Raw genomic sequence first — 17315 nt, forward strand, 5'->3', positions numbered from 1 at the left:
AAGCAAGGAATCGAGTAACCCCATGTCTGCAAGCCACACCCCTTCTCCCTTTGATGTCGCCACGCGCGAAGGTGCCACCGGTCCGCTCAGCGGCATCCGCGTGCTCGACCTGAGCGCCTACATCGCCGGCCCCTACGGCTGCACGCTGCTGGCCGACCAGGGCGCGGAAGTGATCAAGGTTGAACCGCCGGTGGGCGACAACCTGCGCAAGTACCCCTCCACGCTGGAAGCGGAAAGCCGGGCGTTCCTTGGCGTGAACCGCTCCAAGCGCGGCGTGGTGCTGGACCTGAAGGAACCGGACCAGCGCGCGGTGCTGATGCGGCTGGTGCGCGAGGCCGACGTGCTGGTGCACAACTTCCGCCCGAGCGTGCCGGCGCGGCTGGGCATCGACTTCGAGAGCCTGAACCGGATCAACCCGCGCCTGGTGTACTGCGCGGTCACCGGGTACGGCGAAGGCGGCCCGCTGAAGGACAAGGCCGGCTACGACCAGGTGCTGCAGACCATGACCGGCATGTGCGCGATGCAGGGCAAGCCCGGCGGTGCGCCGGAGATCCTGTACGGCTCGGTGGTGGACTACTACGCCGCCGCGCTGGTCGCCGCCGGCGTGTCCTCGGCGCTGTACGAGCGCGAGCGCAGTGGTGAAGGCCAGTACGTGGGCGTGTCGCTGCTGCGCAGCGCGCTGACCATGCAGTCGGCACGGATGATCTGGGCCGAAGGTGAGCCCGAGGGCGTGGGCCGTGACATGCGTTCGGGTGGCGTCACCGGCATCCATCCCACCGCGCACGGCCACCTGTACATCTCGGCCAACACGCCGCGCTTCTGGCAGGCCTTGTGCGAGAAGACCGGCCTGCCGGAACTGGCCACCGACCCGCGCTACGACAGTGTGCGCAAGCGCGCCGAGCATTCCGATGAACTGCTGGCCAAGCTGCATGCCGCGCTGGCCACGCGCAGTGCACTGGAGTGGGAAGCCCTGTTCGGCGAGGAAGTACCGTGCGCGGCCGCGCGCAAGGTCGAGGACATGTTCGAGCACCCGCAGGTGCTGGCCGAGGAAATGATCACCACCCTGCCGCACCCGCTGCTGGGTAGCTACCGTGGCATCACCCGTCCCATCGTGTTCGGGCGCACCCCGGGCCCGCAGCCGTTTGCCGCGCCGGTGTTCGACCAGGACACCGCGGCTGTCATCGCGCGCATCGATGATGACGGCGCCACCGACTGACCTGGAGTACCCGCATGACCGCTGCATCCAAGCTCGTCCAGCTGCGTGAACTGTCCGTCGTCGTCGCCGATACCGGTGACTACGAGGCCATCAAGCGCCTGCGTCCGGTGGACTGCACCACCAACCCGACCCTGGTGAAGAAAGCCCTCGACCTGCCGGTCTATGCCGCGTTGATCGAGCGCGAGCTGCGGTGGGGCCGCAACCAGCCCGGCGACGTGCAGGACGTGGCCAAGGCCGTGGTCGACCGCCTGACCGTGGGCGTGGGCACGATGCTGGCCGAGCTGGTGCCCGGCCGCGTGTCCACCGAAGTGGACGCCGACCAGGCGCATGACACCGCCGCCACCATCGCCAAGGCGCGCGAATTCATCGCCATGTACGAAGCGGCCGGCGTGCCGCGCAGCAAGGTGCTGATCAAGATCGCCGCCACCTGGGCCGGCGTGGAGGCGGCGCGCGTGCTGCAGGCCGAAGGCATCGACTGCAACCTGACCCTGATCTTCAACCCGACCCAGGCGCTGGCCTGCTCGGAAGCCGGTGCGTTCCTGATCTCGCCGTTCGTCGGCCGCATCCTGGACTGGTACGTGGCCAACGGCCAGGCGCCGGCCAGCATCGACGAAGACCCGGGCGTGCAGTTCGTGCGCGGCGTGTACGCCGAGTTCAAGCGCCGCGGCTCGCCGACGGTGGTGATGGGTGCCTCGTTCCGCTCGACCGCGCAGATCGAAGCGCTGGCCGGCTGCGACCGCCTGACCATCTCGCCGGACCTGCTGGAGAAGCTGGACGCCGACTTCGGCGAGCTGCCGCGCAAGCTGGTGGCCGGTACGGCCGAAGCTGTCAACGTGGCCGCCATCGATGAAGCCAAGTTCGACGCCGACCTGGCCGCCGACCCGATGGCCACCGAGAAGCTGGCCACCGGCATCGACGCGTTCGCCAAGGACCTGCAGACGCTGCGCCAGCGCATTGCCGACGCGCTGGCCAAGTAAGCCAACCCACACGTATTACCTGGAAACCTCCCTTCTCCCGCCTGCGGGAGAAGGTGCCCCGAAGGGGCGGATGAGGGCGTTCTTGCGTTGCCGTAGCGTTTACGTGCTTCCAAAGCACCCTCACCCCAACCCCTCTCCCGTTCACGGGAGAGGGGCTTGAGCGGAAAGCCAGGGCACGCAATGCCCCAGAACCTTCCTTCCCCCACCTTGCGGGACAGGGGCTTTGGACACCACTTTTCGACACCGGCTCCCTCTCCCTTTGTGCCGGGTCATCCGTAACCGGCCGGTCCCCGGTCCGGTTACGGCTTTTCCTTTTCAGCAGCAGCGGGAATGCAGCCAAGCCCCGTCCGGGCACGCAATGCCGCAGCTCCTCCCTTCTCCCATGCAATGGGAGAAGGTGCCCCGAAGGGGCGGATGAGGGCGTTTTTGCGTTGCCGTAACGCTGGCGTGCTTTCAAAGCGCCCTCACCCCAACCCCTCTCCCGTCCACGGGAGAGGGGCCTGAGCGGAAAGCCAGGGCACGCAATGCCGCAGGCCCTCCCTTCTCCCATGCAATGGGAGAAGGTGCCCCGGAGGGGCGGATGAGGGCGCTTGGGCAGCGTCAGCGCGAAATGAAGTCGATGAACTTCGCGACCTTGCTGTAGGGCGGTCGCAGCAGGTCACTGCCCGCACGCTTGGTCTGCCACAGCACCGGCAAACGCTTGCTCATCGCATCGAACCCGGCACGGCCGTGATACGCACCCATGCCACTGGCACCGATGCCGCCGAATGGCAGGCCGTTGATCGCGAAGTGCAGCAGCGTGTCGTTGACGGTGACGCCGCCGGACACGGTACGGCCCAGGATCTTCTCCACCGTCGCCGCATCGTGGCTGAAGGGGTACAGCGCCAACGGCCGGTCGCGCCCGTTGATGGTGGCGATGGCGTCGTCCAGCGTGCGGTAGCCGCGAACCGGCAGGATCGGGCCGAAGATCTCCTCCTGCATCACCGTGGCGTCGTCGCCGGGCTGCAGGATCACCGTCGGCGGGAACAGGCGCTCGCGGCGCTGGCGCTCGGCATCGATCTGCGCCAGCTCGACCACCTGCAGGCCGCGCGCGCGCGCATCGCTCACGTAGCCCTTCAGGCGCGCGAACTGTGCGTCGTTGATGATGCGGCTGTAGTCGCTGGCATCGTCGAAGTTGCCATAGCGTGCGCCCACCTGTTCGCGCAGGGCCTGCACCAGGGCATCCACGCGGCCGGCGTCGACCAGCACGTAGTCCGGGGCGATGCAGGTCTGCCCGGCGTTGAACCACTTGCCCGTCGCCAGTCGCGCGGCGGCGGCCTCCAGCGGGTAGTCGGTGGCCACCACCGCCGGCGACTTGCCGCCCAGCTCCAGCGTCAGCGGCGTCAGGTGCTGCGCGGCCGCGGCCATCACCTTGCGGCCCACGGTGGTGGAGCCGGTGAACACCAGGTGGTCCAGCGGCAACGCGGAGAATGCCGCCGCCACGCCGGCATCGCCCTGTACCACGCTCACGCGCTCGGGCGGGAACACCTCGGCCAGCAATGACTGCAGGAAGGCAGATGTCTGCGGCGTGTGTTCGGAAGGCTTGAGCAGCACGTGGTTGCCGGCCGCGATCGCGGTGGCCAGCGGCACCAGCGCGAGGTTGACCGGGTAGTTCCACGGCGAGATCACGCCGACCACGCCCACCGGCACCGCGCGCACCTGTGCCCGCGCCGGCCAGAACCGCCAGCCCACGCCCACGCGCTCGGGTTTCATCCAGCCGCGCAGGTGCGCGAGCAGGTGGTCGATCTCGCCGGTGACGGTCATGCCATCGGCGATCACCGATTCATGCCGGGAGCGATGGCCGAAGTCGGCGGCGATGGCATCGCTCATCTGGCCGATGCGCGCCTTGAACGCGGCGCGCAGGCGCTGCAGGTCGTCACGGCGCTGGGCATGGTCCGGGCGCTTGTCCATCCACGCCTGGCGCAGCCGCGCCAGCGTCACCTGCAGGTCCTGATCCGGCGACCCCACTGCATTCATCGGCATCTCTCCCTTGGGACGGGAGGGGCCAGTGCGCGTTCCGGGCTGTGCGGAGTTCCGCATCGGTCACCGGCGTTTCGTGCTATCGGCCCTGCCCCGCCATCAACACCATGAAAAAAGGCGCATTGCGCGCCACCGCACGGCGGCATCAGACCGCCAACCAGACACCACGCTCGGGAGGGAGTATGAGGGGTTTGCCAAAACGCTGCACCATCGCCACGGCCATCGGTCTGGCATTGTTACCCGGACTGTCGCTGGCCCAGCAGGCCACGAACGAGGCCGGGGCCAGGACCCTGGACAAGGTGGAAGTGACCGGGTCGCGGATCAAGCGCACCGAGATCGAGGGGATCGATCCGGTGCAGATGATCACTGCCGAGGACCTGGAGCACCAGGGCTTCGCCAACGTCTATGACGCACTGTCCAACATCACCGCCAACACCGGTGTGTTCGTCGGCGAGGAGAACACCAACAACTTCAACGCCAACGCGCAGGCACTGAACCTGCGCGGCTTCGGCCCCGGCTACACGCTGGTGCTGCTCAATGGCCGCCGCATCCCGATGCTGCCCAAGCCGGCCGGCACGGTCAGCGGCAACGTCACCAACCTGGCGATGATCCCGACCTCGGCGGTGGACCGGGTCGAGATCCTGACCAGCGGTGCCTCGGCGATCTATGGTTCCGATGCGGTGGCCGGCGTGGTCAACGTGATCCTGAAGGACAAGGTCGAGGGCACCACGCTGTCCTACCGCCACGGCGACACCGTGCACGGCGGCGGCCGGTCCGAGCGGGTGTCGGTGACCACCGGCTTCGAGTTCGGCGACACCCAGGTGACCGCCGGCCTGGAATGGGACCGGCGCTGGCCGATCCAGGGCAACCAGCGCCGCTGGTTCGCCTCGCCGGACCGCTCGCCCGACCCGGACTACCGCGACCCCACCCAGGTCATGTCGTTCTGGGACCGCGAGAGCGGCTGGGACCTGCTGGACATCAGTGGCCGCTGCGACCCCCTCGGCTACGTGCCGGCCAAGCCCGGCAGCGCCACCGGCACGGAGCGCTACTGCGGTGACAACGATTTCGACAGCTACACCGTGCGCAACGGCCGCAAGCGCCTGTTCGGCTTCCTCAACGCCACCCATGCGCTGGGCGAGCACGAGCTGTACGCCACCGCGCTGAGCACGCGCTCGCGCGCCGATGCCGGCATGTACCGCTACGGCTACGCGGTCGACTACGAGGTGGTGGACGACATGCAGGCCGCGCAGCCCAACGCGGTGGCCTGGCGCCACGCCTACCGCACCTTCCGCAACAACGAGTTCCCGGGCAGCAACCAGAAGTTCAAGGAGAACAACGACGTCATCATCGCCGGCATCCGCGGTGCGGTGGGCCGCTTCGACTACAGCCTGAACTACAACTACGGCCGCTATCGCTACCGCGACACGGTCGAGCGCTTCAACGACAAGGCGATGATGGGCCTGCTGTTCGGCGAGGAAGGCCGCGACTGGTCGCTGCCGTGGGCCGGCAGCCGTTGGGTGCGCGTGGGCGCCGGCAGCCTGGACGCCAACCTGATGCCCAACGGCAACATCGACTTCTTCGGCCAGCTGTCGCCGGAAGTGTTCCGCGACGTCATGCACACCTCGGTGGGCGACGGGCGCTCCACCTCGCAGTCGTTCACCGCCGACCTGTCCGGCAACCTGTTCGACCTGCCGGCCGGGCCGCTGGCGTTCGCCGCGGTGGCCGAAGCCACCCGCGACAGCTACCGCTTCATCACCGACCAGCCCACCGTCGATGGCGACATCTACGGCTGGAGCGGCATCCGTGGCAGCGGCAAGCGCAACCACTACGCGGTGGGCACGGAGTTCTCGGTGCCGCTGCTGGCGGCCGGCTCGGGCTTTGGCCAGTGGGATGCCAAGCTGGCCGCACGCTACGACCACTACGACGACGCCTCTGACGTCGGCGGCGCCTTCACCTGGCAGGCCGGGCTGAGCTGGCGCCCCAGCGACTGGCTGCTGCTGCGTGCCTCGCACGCGACGTCGTTCCGCGCGCCGGACATGCACGTGATGTTCGCCGAACGCAGCTCGGCCTATACCAGCGGCGTCGACTACCTGAGCTGCGTGCAGCAGGAAGGCCTGCAGCGCGGCCAGAGCTGGCAGGGCTGCGGTGACGACTACGGCACCGGCTCGATCCGCCAGTACTCCGAGGGTGACCCGGGGCTGCACGAGGAAAAGGGCAGCAGCGACACCCTCGGCATGGTCGCGCAGATCGGCCAGAACCACTCCTTCACCCTGGACTGGTACCGCATCAAGCTGGAGGAGCAGGTCGGCCTGATCGGCGCCGACGCGGTGCTGCGCTATGCCGCCGAATGCGCGCTGGGCTTCGATGCACAGGGCCTGGACGTGGACCCGAACTCGCCCAAGTGCCAGACCATGCTGGCGCGCGTGCAGCGCGGTGGCCGCAACGACAGCGTGCTGTCGGTGATCACCAGCCCGTTCAACACCGGCATGTACCAGCAGAACGGCATCGACGCGAGCTGGAGTTCCACCCTGCCCACCGACCATTGGGGCCGTTTCTCCGCACGCATCAGCTATACGCACATCCTCAAGACGCTCAGCCGCTACCTGCCCGAGGACGCCGTGGAGAACATCCGCGACCGGCAGTGGAACAGCGAGTTCCGCACCCGCTCGAACATGACCCTGGGCTGGGACTACAAGCGCTTCTCCAGCTACCTGCACTTCAACCGCCTGGGTTCCTCGCCGGTGCGCTGGGCCGACAGCTACGAGCGCTTCAGGCCGTGGATGACGGTGAACCTGTCGCTGGCCTACCGCGCCACCGAGCAGCTGTCCTTCAACCTGGCGGTGGTCAACCTGTTCGACAAGACACCGTACCGGCATGCCTCGGAAAAGTGGTGGCCGTATGCGGACATCACCAAGTACAACCCGGTGGGGACGGAGTACTTCATGACCGTGGAATACAAGCTGTAACAAGCGGTCCGCGTTTCCCTTCCGCCACCGCGGTGCGTTCTCGCCGCGGTGGTTTTTTTTGCACGTGGAACGCCCCAGATAGGACGCGGACATGTCTGGCACGCCGCCGCAGCAGCAACACGGCCTGCAGGACAACCGGTCTTCTGCGCCGGCGTGCAGGGCCGGCCGGTACGATGCATGAGGCCGCCAGCCGGCGTTGCGGGCATATCGGCGGTGTTTCCCGTGAGGTGCATGGCGTGGCGTGCAGGCAACCGACCTGCGCCATCCTCCACTGCCGCGTGTGCCGGCTCGGCAGCGACCGCCGCGCGGTCGATCGCCGCGCAGCGGCGGGCACACTGGCAAGCCTGCAATCCGGTGCTTCAATGCAGATCGCCGCCGGACTGCACCCAGGGCAGCCGGCGGCGATGTGTCGGGACAGGCGATCGCGACCGCGCGGTCGCGAGGGGCGCGTCAGCGCGTGCCCTGCTGGTTCCAGTCCGGCGTGGACAACCCGCGCAGGTGGCGCACGAAGAAATCGAACTTGCGGCGCTGGATGTAGTCCACCGGCTCCTGCGAACGGCCCACGCCATGCCCGGTGCCCGGCACCGTGAGCAGGTCGAAGTCCTTGCCGGCACGGATCAGCGCATCGGCCACCTGGTAGGTCGAGGCCGGGTCCACGTTCTCGTCCTGTTCGCCCACGATCAGCAGCAGCTTGCCCTGCATCCGATGCGCGTTGTCCACGCCCGAGGCGCGGCTGTAACTTGCATCCACCGGCCAGCCCAGCCATTGCTCGTTCCAGCTGAGCTTGTCCATGCGGTTGTCGTAACAGCCGTTGTAGGCCACCGCCACGGTGTAGAACTCCGGGTGGAACTGCAGCGCGTTGAGCGCGTTCTGGCCACCGGCCGATGCGCCGTAGATGCCGACGCCGCCACTGATGTCGTAGGAAGGGTCACGCGCGGCCATGGCCTTGTGCCAGGCGATGCGGTCCGGGAAGCCGGCATCACCCAGGTTCTTCCAGGCCACGTCGTGGAAGGCCTTGGAACGGTTCATGGTGCCCATGCCGTCGATCTCGACCACGATGAAGCCCAGGTCGGCCAACGCCTGCAGGCCGATCAACCGCTCGTTGCTGGACTGCGAATCGAACGGCCAGAACTTCTTCTGCACCGAGGAATCGTGCGGGCCGGCATAGATGCTCTCGATCACCGGGTAACGCCGCGTCGGGTCATGCCGGGTGGGCCGCACCACCAGCCCGAAGATCGGTGTGCTGCCATCGCGGCCGGGCGCGGAGAAGGTTTCCGGCGCGCGGTAACCGGCGGCGAACAGCGCGCTGGCGTCGCCGCGCTCCACGGTGTCCAGCAGGTGCCCGTCACGTGCGTCGCGCAGCTCGGTGATATTGGGCTGGTCCAGCCGTGACCAGGTGTCCACGTAATGGTTCATGTCCGGCGACAGGCTGATCTCGTGCCAGCCGTCGCCGGGCGTCATGTGCTGCAGGTTGCGGCCGTCGAAATCGACGCGGTAGAAGTGCTGCAGGTAGGGGTCGCCCGGCTCGCGGCCGTTGGCGGCGAACCAGACCTGGCGGCGCGCCTCGTCGACCTTGACGATCTGCCGCACCACCCACGGGCCACGGGTCAGCTGCTGCAGCCGGCCAGTGCGACCGTCGACCATGTACAGGTGGTTCCAGCCATCGCGCTCGGACATCCACACGATCTGCTCGCCGCGATTGCCCACGTCGTGGAACTCGGCGCGGTACCACCAGCTGTTGACGAAGGTCTTGCTGGCTTCCTCGACCACGCTGCGCGCCGCGCCGCTTTGCGCGTCCACCTCGACCAGGCGCACGCGTTGGTGGCCACGCGCGGTGTAGCGGAATGCCAGGGTGCGGCCGTCGGCGCGGAACTGCGGCGGGGTGATCTCGTAGGCGTTGTCGAACAGTGCGGTCGGCACGTCGATGCGACGGCCACCGGCCACCTCGAAGATCACCGGGCGATCGATGTCCACCGGGTCGCCGGGCTTGGGGTAGAGCTGGGTGCGCACCCGCGGCTGCACCTGGTCGCGCGGTGCGGTTTCCACCCGCGTCACCTGGCGTGCGAAGCCGGGCACCACGCGCAGTACCACGAAGCGCGAGGAGTCCGGCGACCAGACGATGCTCTCCGGGTCGTAGAAATCGGTGGCCGCGCCGTCGCGCGCCAACACCCGGGTCTGGCCATCGGCGAGCTGGCGCAGCACCACGCTGCCCTCGCGCACCTGCGCCTCGTAGCGCCCGTCGGGCGAGCGCTGCGGCGTGTCGTCGGCGGGCATCGACAGGTCACGCACCACGCCCCAGCCACGCGGGCGCGGTTCCCGCTCCGGCGCGCTCCAGCGCGCGCAGCGGTAGGCATCGCCCAGCTCGCACCGCATCCAGCCACCGTCGACCCAGGCACGCAGGGCACGCCCGTCCGCTTCCAGCGTGTAGTCGGAGAACGGCAGGCGCAGGGCCTGGACGCTGCGGCCCAGCAGCGGCGACAGCGCCGTCGCCAGCCGTGCCTGGTCGAATGCCGGCACCGCGCCGGCCTGGCCCACGCTGCGGCTGACGAACTCGAAGCCGCCCGGCGCGGTGCGCCGGTAGCGGTACTGTCGTGCGTCGGTCCAGGTCGCCGGCCCGGCCAGGCCCTGGGTCAGGTACATCCACTGTTCGCGCAGCTGCAGCGAGCGGTTGAACGCCGCCGCATCCGGTGCCGGCGGCGCATCGGCCCGGGCCAGCAGCGGTGCACCGGCGCAGGCCAGGCCCAACGCCAGGCTGCGGGCGTAATGGTGGATTCCCCTGGATCGAAGCATGCAGCGTGTCTCCTTGCGTATCAGGTCAGGCAAAAGGCCGGTCGATGGCCGGCGATGGCGGCGTGAACCATTGCGCGCCGTCGGCGGTGACATGGAAGTGGTCCTCCAGGCGCACGCCGAAGCGGCCCGGCACCACGATCATCGGTTCGTTGCTGCAGCACATGCCCGGTGCCAGCGGCAGGGTATTGCCACGCACCAGGTACGGCGCCTCATGGATGGCCAGGCCGCAGCCGTGGCCGGTGCGGTGCGGCAGGCCCGGCAAGCGGTAGTCCGGACCCAGCCCGGCCGCTTCGAGCACGTCGCGCGCGGCCTGGTCGACCACCTCGCACGGCACGCCGGGGCGCACCGCGTCGAAGGCGGCCTGCTGCGCGGCGCGCTCCAGTTCCCAGATGCGGCGCTGCTCGGCATCCGGCTCGCCGAAGATCCAGGTGCGGGTGATGTCCGAGTTGTAGCCCTGCACGGCGCAGCCGGTGTCGATCAGCACCAGTTCGCCGCGGCGCAGGTGCTGCACCCCGGGAATGCCGTGCGGGAAGGCGGTGGCATGCCCGAACTGCACGATGCAGAAGGTCGAGCCGCCGTCGGCGCCCAGCGCACGGTGTGCCTCGTCGATGAAACGCACCAGCGTGTCGGTGCCGATGCCCTCGTGGGCGATGCCGGCGGCCAGCTGCTGCACGAACAGCGTCATGTCGCAGGCCTGCTGCATCAGCGCCAGTTCGGCCGGCGACTTGCACATCCGGCAGCCATCGATGAGGGAGGCCGCCGACTGGATCGCATCGGCGCCCAGGTGCGCGGCCAGGCCGACCTGCACGCGGAACGGTGCCTCCGGGTCCAGCGCCAGCGTGCGCGCGCCGCGTTCGGCCATGGCCTCGGCCACCCGCGCGTACGGGTCCTGGTGTTCTTCCCACAGGCGCTTGCCGGCCGGGATGCGCAGCACCGCGTCGAGCGAGCCTTCCTCGAACACCGGGCACACCAGCAGCGGCTCCCCTTCCAGGGTCAGCAGCATCGCCACCAGCCGTTCGCTGCCACCCCACGGCACGCCGCAGAACCAGCGCAGCGAGGTGCCGGCGGTGACCAGCAATGCGTCCACGCCCTGCGCCCGCATCAGCGCACGGGCCCGCTGCAGGCGTTGCGCATGCTCCTCGGCGCTGATGGCCGGTGCGCGCTGTGGCCACGGTGCCAGGCGTGCGCGTGCCTGTTCCAGGGTGAGGTGTCCGATCTGTGCATTCATGGCTGTGCTCCGATGTCATCGGTGGTCCAACGCTGGTCGATCCAGCGCAGCAATCCACCCGGGTTGCGGTCGCGCAGCTCCGGCGGGAGCAGCGCATCGGGCACATTGTCGTATGCCTGCAGCGCACTGAAGCGCAGGATCGCGGCCGGCAGGCCGACGGCGGTGAATCCCGGCTGCGTCGAGGCCGGGTATGGCCCGCCATGTTGCTGCGCCGGGCTGACCGCCACGCCGGTGGGCATGCGGTCGCAGATCAGCCGCCCCACGCGCGGCCGCAGCACGCTGGCCACGGCCTGCCACGCGGCATCGTCGCTGCCGTCGCCGGCGCGGTACAGCGTGCCGGTGAGCTGGCCCTCGAGCGTGGCCGCCACGGCCTGCATCTGGGCGACATCGCTGACCCGCAGCAGCAGGCTGCTCGGGCCGAACGCCTCGCCCTGGAACCGCGCGGGCGCGGCGAGGAACGCCTCGGCATCCACCTCGAACAGGGTCGGGGCATGGGTGATGCCCACGCTGCCCGGCGTCCCGCCACACAGCAGGCGCGCACCGGCCTGGCGCAACGCTCCGATCGCGTGCTGCAGCGTGGCCAGCACCGCCGGCGACAGCAGCAACTGCGGCGCGGTGTCGGCGAAACGGCCGGCCACCGCCGCGACGAACGCATCGCCAGCGGAATCGCGCGGCACCAGTACCAGCCCCGGGTTGGTGCAGAACTGGCCACTGCCGAGCAGGCACGACGCGCTGAACGCCTCGGCCAGCGCTTCCCCGCGTTCGGCCAGCGCACCGGGCAGCAGAAACACCGGGTTCAGGCTGGACAGCTCGCCGAAGAACGGGATGCCCGCGGCATCGGCCGCCTGCTTCAAGGCCAACCCGGCGCCGCGGCTGCCGGTGAAGGCGATCGCGCCCAAACGCATATCGCCGGCCAGCACCCGCCCCAGTGGCGCGGGCATGTCGTACAGCAGCTGCACCGTGCCGGCGGGCAGGCCGGCTGCGTCCGCGGCGCGTTGCGCGTGTTCGGCCAGGCGCTGGCTGGTGCCCGGGTGCCCCGGGTGCGCCTTGGCGATCACCGGGTTGCGTGCGGCGATGGCGGCGGCGAAGTCGCCGCCGGACACCGCGTTGAACGCGAACGGGAAATTATTGGGGCCGAACACCAGGACCGGCTTGCCCAATGGCGCGTGGCACGAACGCAGGCCGGTGCCGGTGTCGATCACCGGCCGGGTCCAGCTGGCGCTGCGTGCGGCGCTGGCGGCCTGGCGCAACTGGTTGCAGGTGCGCGGCAGTTCATTGCCGCGCAGGCGGGTGGCGGCCGGCAACCCGGTCTCGGCATGCGCCAGCGCCACCAGCGCTTCGGCATCGGCTTCCAATGCATCGGCGTAGCCTTCCAGGAACGCGGCGATGCGTTCCGGGGTGAGCGCCGCCAACATCGGCGCGGCGGCGCTTGCCGCCGCCAGCGCCTGTTCCACCTCGGCCGCACCGCTGCGCGGGAACGCATCCCCGATGGCCTGCGCGGTGGACGGGTCCACCGCGCGGAAGCTGTCCGTGCCTTCCGCTGCCGGACGCCAGTGGCCGGCAATCAACAACGGCGCGACCGTGGCCATCTCAGCGCTTCCCGCGGGTGGCGATGGCGTGGTCGATCACCTGCAGCGCCTGCGCGCGTTCGCCGCCTTCCACCACCAGCCGCGGCGCGCGCACGCGCTCGCTGCCCAGGCCCACGCGCTCCTGCATCAGCTTGATCAGCTGCACGAACTTGGGAACGGTGTCCATGCGCAGCAGCGGCAACGACCACTCGTACAACTCGCGGGCCGCCGCGTAACCACCGCGCCGTGCCTGCTCGAACAACTGCACCGCTTCTTCCGGGAACGCGTTGACGGTACCGGCGATCCAGCCTTCGGCGCCCATCGCGATGCCTTCCACGATCAGGTCGTCCACGCCGACCAGCAGCACCAGGCGATCGCCGAGCAGGGCCTTGATCGCGGCCAGGCGGCGGATGTCGCCGGAGGACTCCTTGATCGCCTGCACGTGCGGGAACTCGGCGGCGAACGCGGCCACCTGTTCCGGGCTGAAGTCGGTCTTGTAGGCGATCGGGTTGTTGTACAGCAGCACCGGCAGATCGGTGGAGGCGATGACTGCGCGGATGTACGCATCCATCTCGTGGCGGTCGCTGGAGTACACGTACGGCGGCAGCACCATCAGGCCACCGGCGCCGGCCTGCTTCACCGCCGCGGCCAGCGCGATGCCTTCCTGCGTCGACAGCGCGGCAATGCCGGCCACGATCGGCACGCGGGCACCCACCGCATCGACCAGGGTGCGCACGATGGCCACTTTTTCCTCGAAGCTCAGGGTGGCGCTTTCGCCCAGCGAGCCCAGCGGCACCAGGCCGCTGCAGCCGGCATCGACCAGGCGGCGTGCGTGCTCGGCCAGGAAGGCATGGTCCACCGTGCCGTTGGCGGTGAAGGGAGTGGTGATGGCCGGCAGTACGCCGCGCCAGAAGTCTGCATTGCTCATCAAGGCTTACCTGGTTCGTATGGGTCGAAGGATGCATCTGCCAATGCAGCCAGGCTGACCGGGGTCAGTGGCGGCCGCACGGCCGTGGGGGAGGTGGAAGGGGAGGTCAATCGCAGTTCGCGCAGCGCGGCGCCGCAGATGCGGCCCTGGCAGGCACCCATGCCGCAACGGGTGACCAGCCGCAGCTGGCGCGGGTCCGGATGCGCGTGCACGTCGGCCATCGGCACGTCTTCGCAGCGGCAGACCAGAGTGTCGGGGTCGGCCAGCGTGCGGGCCTGTTCGCCGGGCTGGAAGGTCCGTGCCAGCAGCGCGGCATAGGCACGCTCATGTTCGCGCCGGTGGCGCAGTGCCTCGCCGCCGCGCACGTCGCCCAGGGCGAAGCACGCCGCCATCGCGCCTTCGATGCGGGCGCAGTCGCGGCCGCCGATGCCGAGGCTTTCGCCGGCCACGTGGATGTCGGGATGGCTGCTGCGCAGTTGCAGGTCCACGCGCACCACCGGGTGCGTGCAGGAGGTGTCCAGTTCACAGCCCAGCAGCCGCGCCAGCTCCACGTTCGGCACCAGGCCCCAGCCGACCGCCAGCAGGTCGCAGGCCACGCGCGTGCGCGGGCCACCGGCAGTGGAGATGTCCACGCCCTGCAGGCGCTGGTCGCCATGCGCGGCCACGACCGTGCTTTGCCGGTGCCATGGCACCGGCGCCAGGCCGGCGCGCAGTGCCACCGCCTGCGCCAGCTTGCCCGGCCAACGCCACAGCTGGCGGGCGAAGCCATGCAGCTGCGCGGTGCTGGCCTGTTCGTGGATGCCGACCAGCGTCGCGCCGTGGCGCTTGAGCGTGGCGGCCGCCGCCAGCAGCAGTGGGCCGGTACCGGCCACCACCACCCGCTTGCCGGCCACCGGCAGGCCCTGCTTGGCCAGCGCCTGCAGGCCACCGGCGCCGGTGACGCCGGGCAAGGTCCAGCCCGGGAAGGGCAGCAGCAGCTCGCGTGCGCCCGTGGCGATCACCAGCTTGCGCCAGTGCAGCGCCACTGCGCCGTGCGCATGGACGGCGAGCAGCCGGTGCGGGTCGGCCAGGGTCACTTCGTGCCCGGCCAGCAGCGCGATGCCCGCGGCCTCCAGGCCTTCGATCTGCGCCCGCGCCATCGCCGGCACGCCGAAACGCAGGTCATGCCGCCATACCTGGCCGCCGGCGCGCGGCTGTGCATCGACCAACCCCACCCGCGCGCCACGGCGGGCACCGGCATGGGCCGCGGCCAGGCCCGCAGGGCCGGCCCCGACCACCAGCAGGTCGTAATGATGCTGTTTCATCGCTGTGTCTCCACCCGCATGCCCGGGCGTGCCACCACCATGCAGGCGCGCAGCTGCTCGATCGCATCGATGCGGACCCGGCATTCGAAGCACAGGCCCATGCCGCACAGCGGCGCGCGTGGCTCACCGCCGGGCGAACGCCGGAAGCTGCTGCGCACCTGCGCGATGGCGGCGGCGACGGTGGCGCCCTCCTCCACTTCCACGCGCAGGCCGTCCACACTCAATACGACGCGGCTCATGCTACCTCCTGCTGCAGCCGATCCGGCCGATAGGGGTCCAGCGCAAGCGCCGGACTGCGGCCGAGGAAGGCATCGACCAGCAGCCGCGCACTGCCCGGTGCGGCGGTGATGCCCAGCCCTTCATGGCCGGCCGCCACCCATACCCGGTGACGGCCCGGCACCGCGCCCAGGTACGGCAGCCCGTCCGGCGTGGCCGGGCGGAAACCGCACCAGCTGCGCAGCGCACGCAACTCCTGCAGCACCGGGACGAAGTCGAACGCGCGGCGCAGCATGCGTTGCAGCAGCGCCATCGAGATGCCGTTGTCCGTGGCGTCGTATTCGCGCGAGGACCCGATCAGCAGTTGGCCGTTCGGCCGCGGCTGCACGTTGAATGACACGCTGGCGGCATCGGCGCCATGCGCGGCGGCGGCATAGCCCATCTCGATCAACTGGTGGCGCAGCAACGGCCGGTGCCGGTCGGTGATGACCAGCTGCCCCTTGCGCGCACGCATCGGCAGTTCCGGCAGCAACTCCGGCAATGCGCTGCCGGTGGCCACCAGCACCGGCCCACGCAGCACGCGGCCATCGGCCAGCAGCACGCCGTCCTCGACCAGTTGCGTGGCACGGGCGCCGGCAAACAACTGCATGCCCTGCCGGCAGGCATCTTCGATCAGCCGCCAGGCCACCCGCGGCGGGTAGACCACCGCGTCGCCCGGTACGTGCATGCCACCGCACAGGCCCGCGGCAAGCTGCGGTTCGCGCTGGTACAGCCCCGCCGCATCCACCGCCACGGCCTGCACGCCGACCGCCGCCAACGCATCCACGCGGGCGGCCACGGTGTCCAGTTCGTCGCCGTTGCGTGCCACCCACAGGGTGCCGCAGCGTTGGTATTCGGCCTGTGGCCAATCGGCCCAACGCTGCCACAGCCGCAGCGAATAGCTGCATAACGCCAGCTCATGCGCATCGCCATCCATCGCCACCAGGTGGCCCATCGCGGCCGCGCTCGCGCCGCCGCCCACCGCGCCGCATTCCACCACCGCCACGCGCAGGCCGGCGGCCACCGCGGCTTCGGCGCAGGCGGCGCCGACGATGCCGGCGCCGATGATGATCAGCTCGAACGTACCGCCTGCACTCACGGCCGCGGACCGCCAATGCCCCAGGCGAACGGGTCGGCCGGGGCGATCAGCACGGTGGCACGCGCGGTGATCCACGCCTGGCCGATGATACGCGGCAGGATGCCGCGCGTACCGGGCTGGTAGGACGCTTCGAACGCGGTACCCAGCACGCCCTGCTGCGTCCAGTGCTCACCCGCACCGAGCTTGCCGTCGGCGGCCAGGCAGGCCAGTTTGGCGCTGGTGCCGGTGCCACACGGCGAACGGTCGTAGGCCAGCCCCGGGCACAGCACGAAATTGCGCATCTGCCCGCTGCCGTCCGGTGCGGTGGCGTTGACTTCGATGTGGTCGATCTCGCCGTCCTGGCCGCGGATGCCGGCCTGTTCCAGCGCCACGCGGATGGCCTCGGTATAGGCGGTAAGCGTGCGCTGGTTGGCCAGCTCCACCGTGCACGGTGCCTGCGCGGTGATGAAGAACCAGTTGCCGCCCCAGGCGACGTCGCCGCGCACCGGGCCATGCCCGGCCACCTCGACCACGACATCGGCCTGGTACCGCCAGCTCTCGACGTTGTCGACCGCGACCCGGCCATCGGCGAACAGTTCCACGCCCACCGTGCCCACCGGCGTCTCGATGCGATGCCGGCCCACGCCGATGCGGCCCAGCTCGGCCAGCGTGCGGACCACACCGATGGTGCCGTGGCCACACATGCCCAGGTAGCCGACGTTGTTGAAGAAGATCACCCCGGTGCACGCGGCCGGATCCTGCGCCGGCAGCAGCAGTGCGCCGACCATCGTGTCCGAGCCACGCGGCTCGCACGCCAGCGCCGCGCGCCAATGGTCGAACTGCCCGGCAAAACGCTCGCGGCGCTGCTGCAGGCTGCCTTGGCCAAGATCGGGAAATCCGCCAAGCACGACCCGGGTGGGCTCGCCTGCGGTATGCGAATCGATGATGTCTATCCGGTGCATGCGGCCATGCTCCCATTCGCCGCG

12 protein-coding genes are annotated in these 17315 nt (G+C 69.9%); 3 read left to right on the forward strand and 9 right to left on the reverse strand.

Annotation, left to right across the window (positions count from 1 at the left end):
• Nucleotides 1-22 precede the first annotated feature (22 nt).
• Together IB227_RS09365 and IB227_RS09370 are read left to right on the forward strand one after the other, a co-directional pair.
• Nucleotides 23-1216, forward strand: a complete 1194-nt coding sequence (locus IB227_RS09365; protein ID WP_192287118.1) for a CoA transferase — start codon at nt 23-25, stop codon at nt 1214-1216.
• 14 nt (nt 1217-1230) lie between these two features.
• Nucleotides 1231-2193: a transaldolase gene (locus tag IB227_RS09370; RefSeq protein ID WP_192287119.1), complete on the forward strand. Its 963-nt coding sequence runs from the start codon at nt 1231-1233 to the stop codon at nt 2191-2193.
• Between the two features lie 600 nt (nt 2194-2793).
• On the opposite strand, the gene IB227_RS09375 is transcribed toward IB227_RS09370, so the two are convergent.
• Nucleotides 2794-4209 (reverse strand): coniferyl aldehyde dehydrogenase, encoded by a 1416-nt coding sequence (locus IB227_RS09375; RefSeq protein ID WP_165931148.1) that lies wholly within the window; start codon nt 4207-4209, stop codon nt 2794-2796.
• A 185-nt stretch (nt 4210-4394) separates the two neighbouring features.
• Between IB227_RS09375 and IB227_RS09380 the strand changes: the two genes are divergently transcribed.
• Nucleotides 4395-7178 carry a TonB-dependent receptor gene (locus IB227_RS09380; protein ID WP_192287120.1) on the forward strand — a complete coding sequence of 928 codons (2784 nt, stop codon included), beginning with the start codon at nt 4395-4397 and terminating at the stop codon, nt 7176-7178.
• 450 nt (nt 7179-7628) lie between these two features.
• Here IB227_RS09380 and IB227_RS09385 read toward each other — a convergent pair whose 3' ends face one another.
• Genes IB227_RS09385 through IB227_RS09420 form a run of 8 tightly spaced genes read right to left on the reverse strand, consistent with a single transcriptional unit; the run spans nt 7629 to nt 17291 of the window.
• Nucleotides 7629-9968 (reverse strand): DPP IV N-terminal domain-containing protein, encoded by a 2340-nt coding sequence (locus IB227_RS09385; RefSeq protein WP_192287121.1) that lies wholly within the window; start codon nt 9966-9968, stop codon nt 7629-7631.
• 25 nt (nt 9969-9993) lie between these two features.
• Complete coding sequence (locus tag IB227_RS09390) at nt 9994-11196, reverse strand: Xaa-Pro peptidase family protein (protein ID WP_192287122.1); 1203 nt, start codon at nt 11194-11196, stop codon at nt 9994-9996.
• Nucleotides 11193-12785 carry an aldehyde dehydrogenase family protein gene (locus IB227_RS09395; RefSeq protein ID WP_192287123.1) on the reverse strand — a complete coding sequence of 531 codons (1593 nt, stop codon included), beginning with the start codon at nt 12783-12785 and terminating at the stop codon, nt 11193-11195. Before IB227_RS09395 ends, IB227_RS09390 begins: the two co-directional genes overlap by 4 nt.
• A gap of 1 nt (nt 12786) precedes the next feature.
• On the reverse strand, nt 12787-13692 hold the full coding sequence (locus IB227_RS09400) for a dihydrodipicolinate synthase family protein (RefSeq protein WP_192287124.1): 906 nt from the start codon (nt 13690-13692) through the stop codon (nt 12787-12789).
• The gene (locus tag IB227_RS09405; RefSeq protein WP_192287125.1) at nt 13692-14996 is read right to left on the reverse strand and encodes an FAD/NAD(P)-binding oxidoreductase; all 1305 of its coding nucleotides are present in this window, start codon (nt 14994-14996) and stop codon (nt 13692-13694) included. The genes IB227_RS09400 and IB227_RS09405 overlap by 1 nt, the downstream gene beginning before the upstream one ends.
• Nucleotides 14993-15235 (reverse strand): (2Fe-2S)-binding protein, encoded by a 243-nt coding sequence (locus IB227_RS09410; RefSeq protein ID WP_132863943.1) that lies wholly within the window; start codon nt 15233-15235, stop codon nt 14993-14995. Before IB227_RS09410 ends, IB227_RS09405 begins: the two co-directional genes overlap by 4 nt.
• Nucleotides 15232-16374, reverse strand: coding sequence for an FAD-dependent oxidoreductase (locus tag IB227_RS09415; RefSeq protein WP_225591777.1), 1143 nt, complete (start codon nt 16372-16374; stop codon nt 15232-15234). The genes IB227_RS09410 and IB227_RS09415 overlap by 4 nt, the downstream gene beginning before the upstream one ends.
• Entirely contained in the window at nt 16347-17291 is a 945-nt protein-coding gene (locus IB227_RS09420) for a proline racemase family protein (protein WP_192287127.1), read from the reverse strand. Before IB227_RS09420 ends, IB227_RS09415 begins: the two co-directional genes overlap by 28 nt.
• Between the last annotated feature and the right edge of the window lie 24 nt (nt 17292-17315).

The organism is Stenotrophomonas sp. STM01 (genome assembly GCF_014852135.1).
Taxonomy (GTDB): Bacteria; Pseudomonadota; Gammaproteobacteria; order Xanthomonadales; family Xanthomonadaceae; genus Stenotrophomonas; species Stenotrophomonas capsici.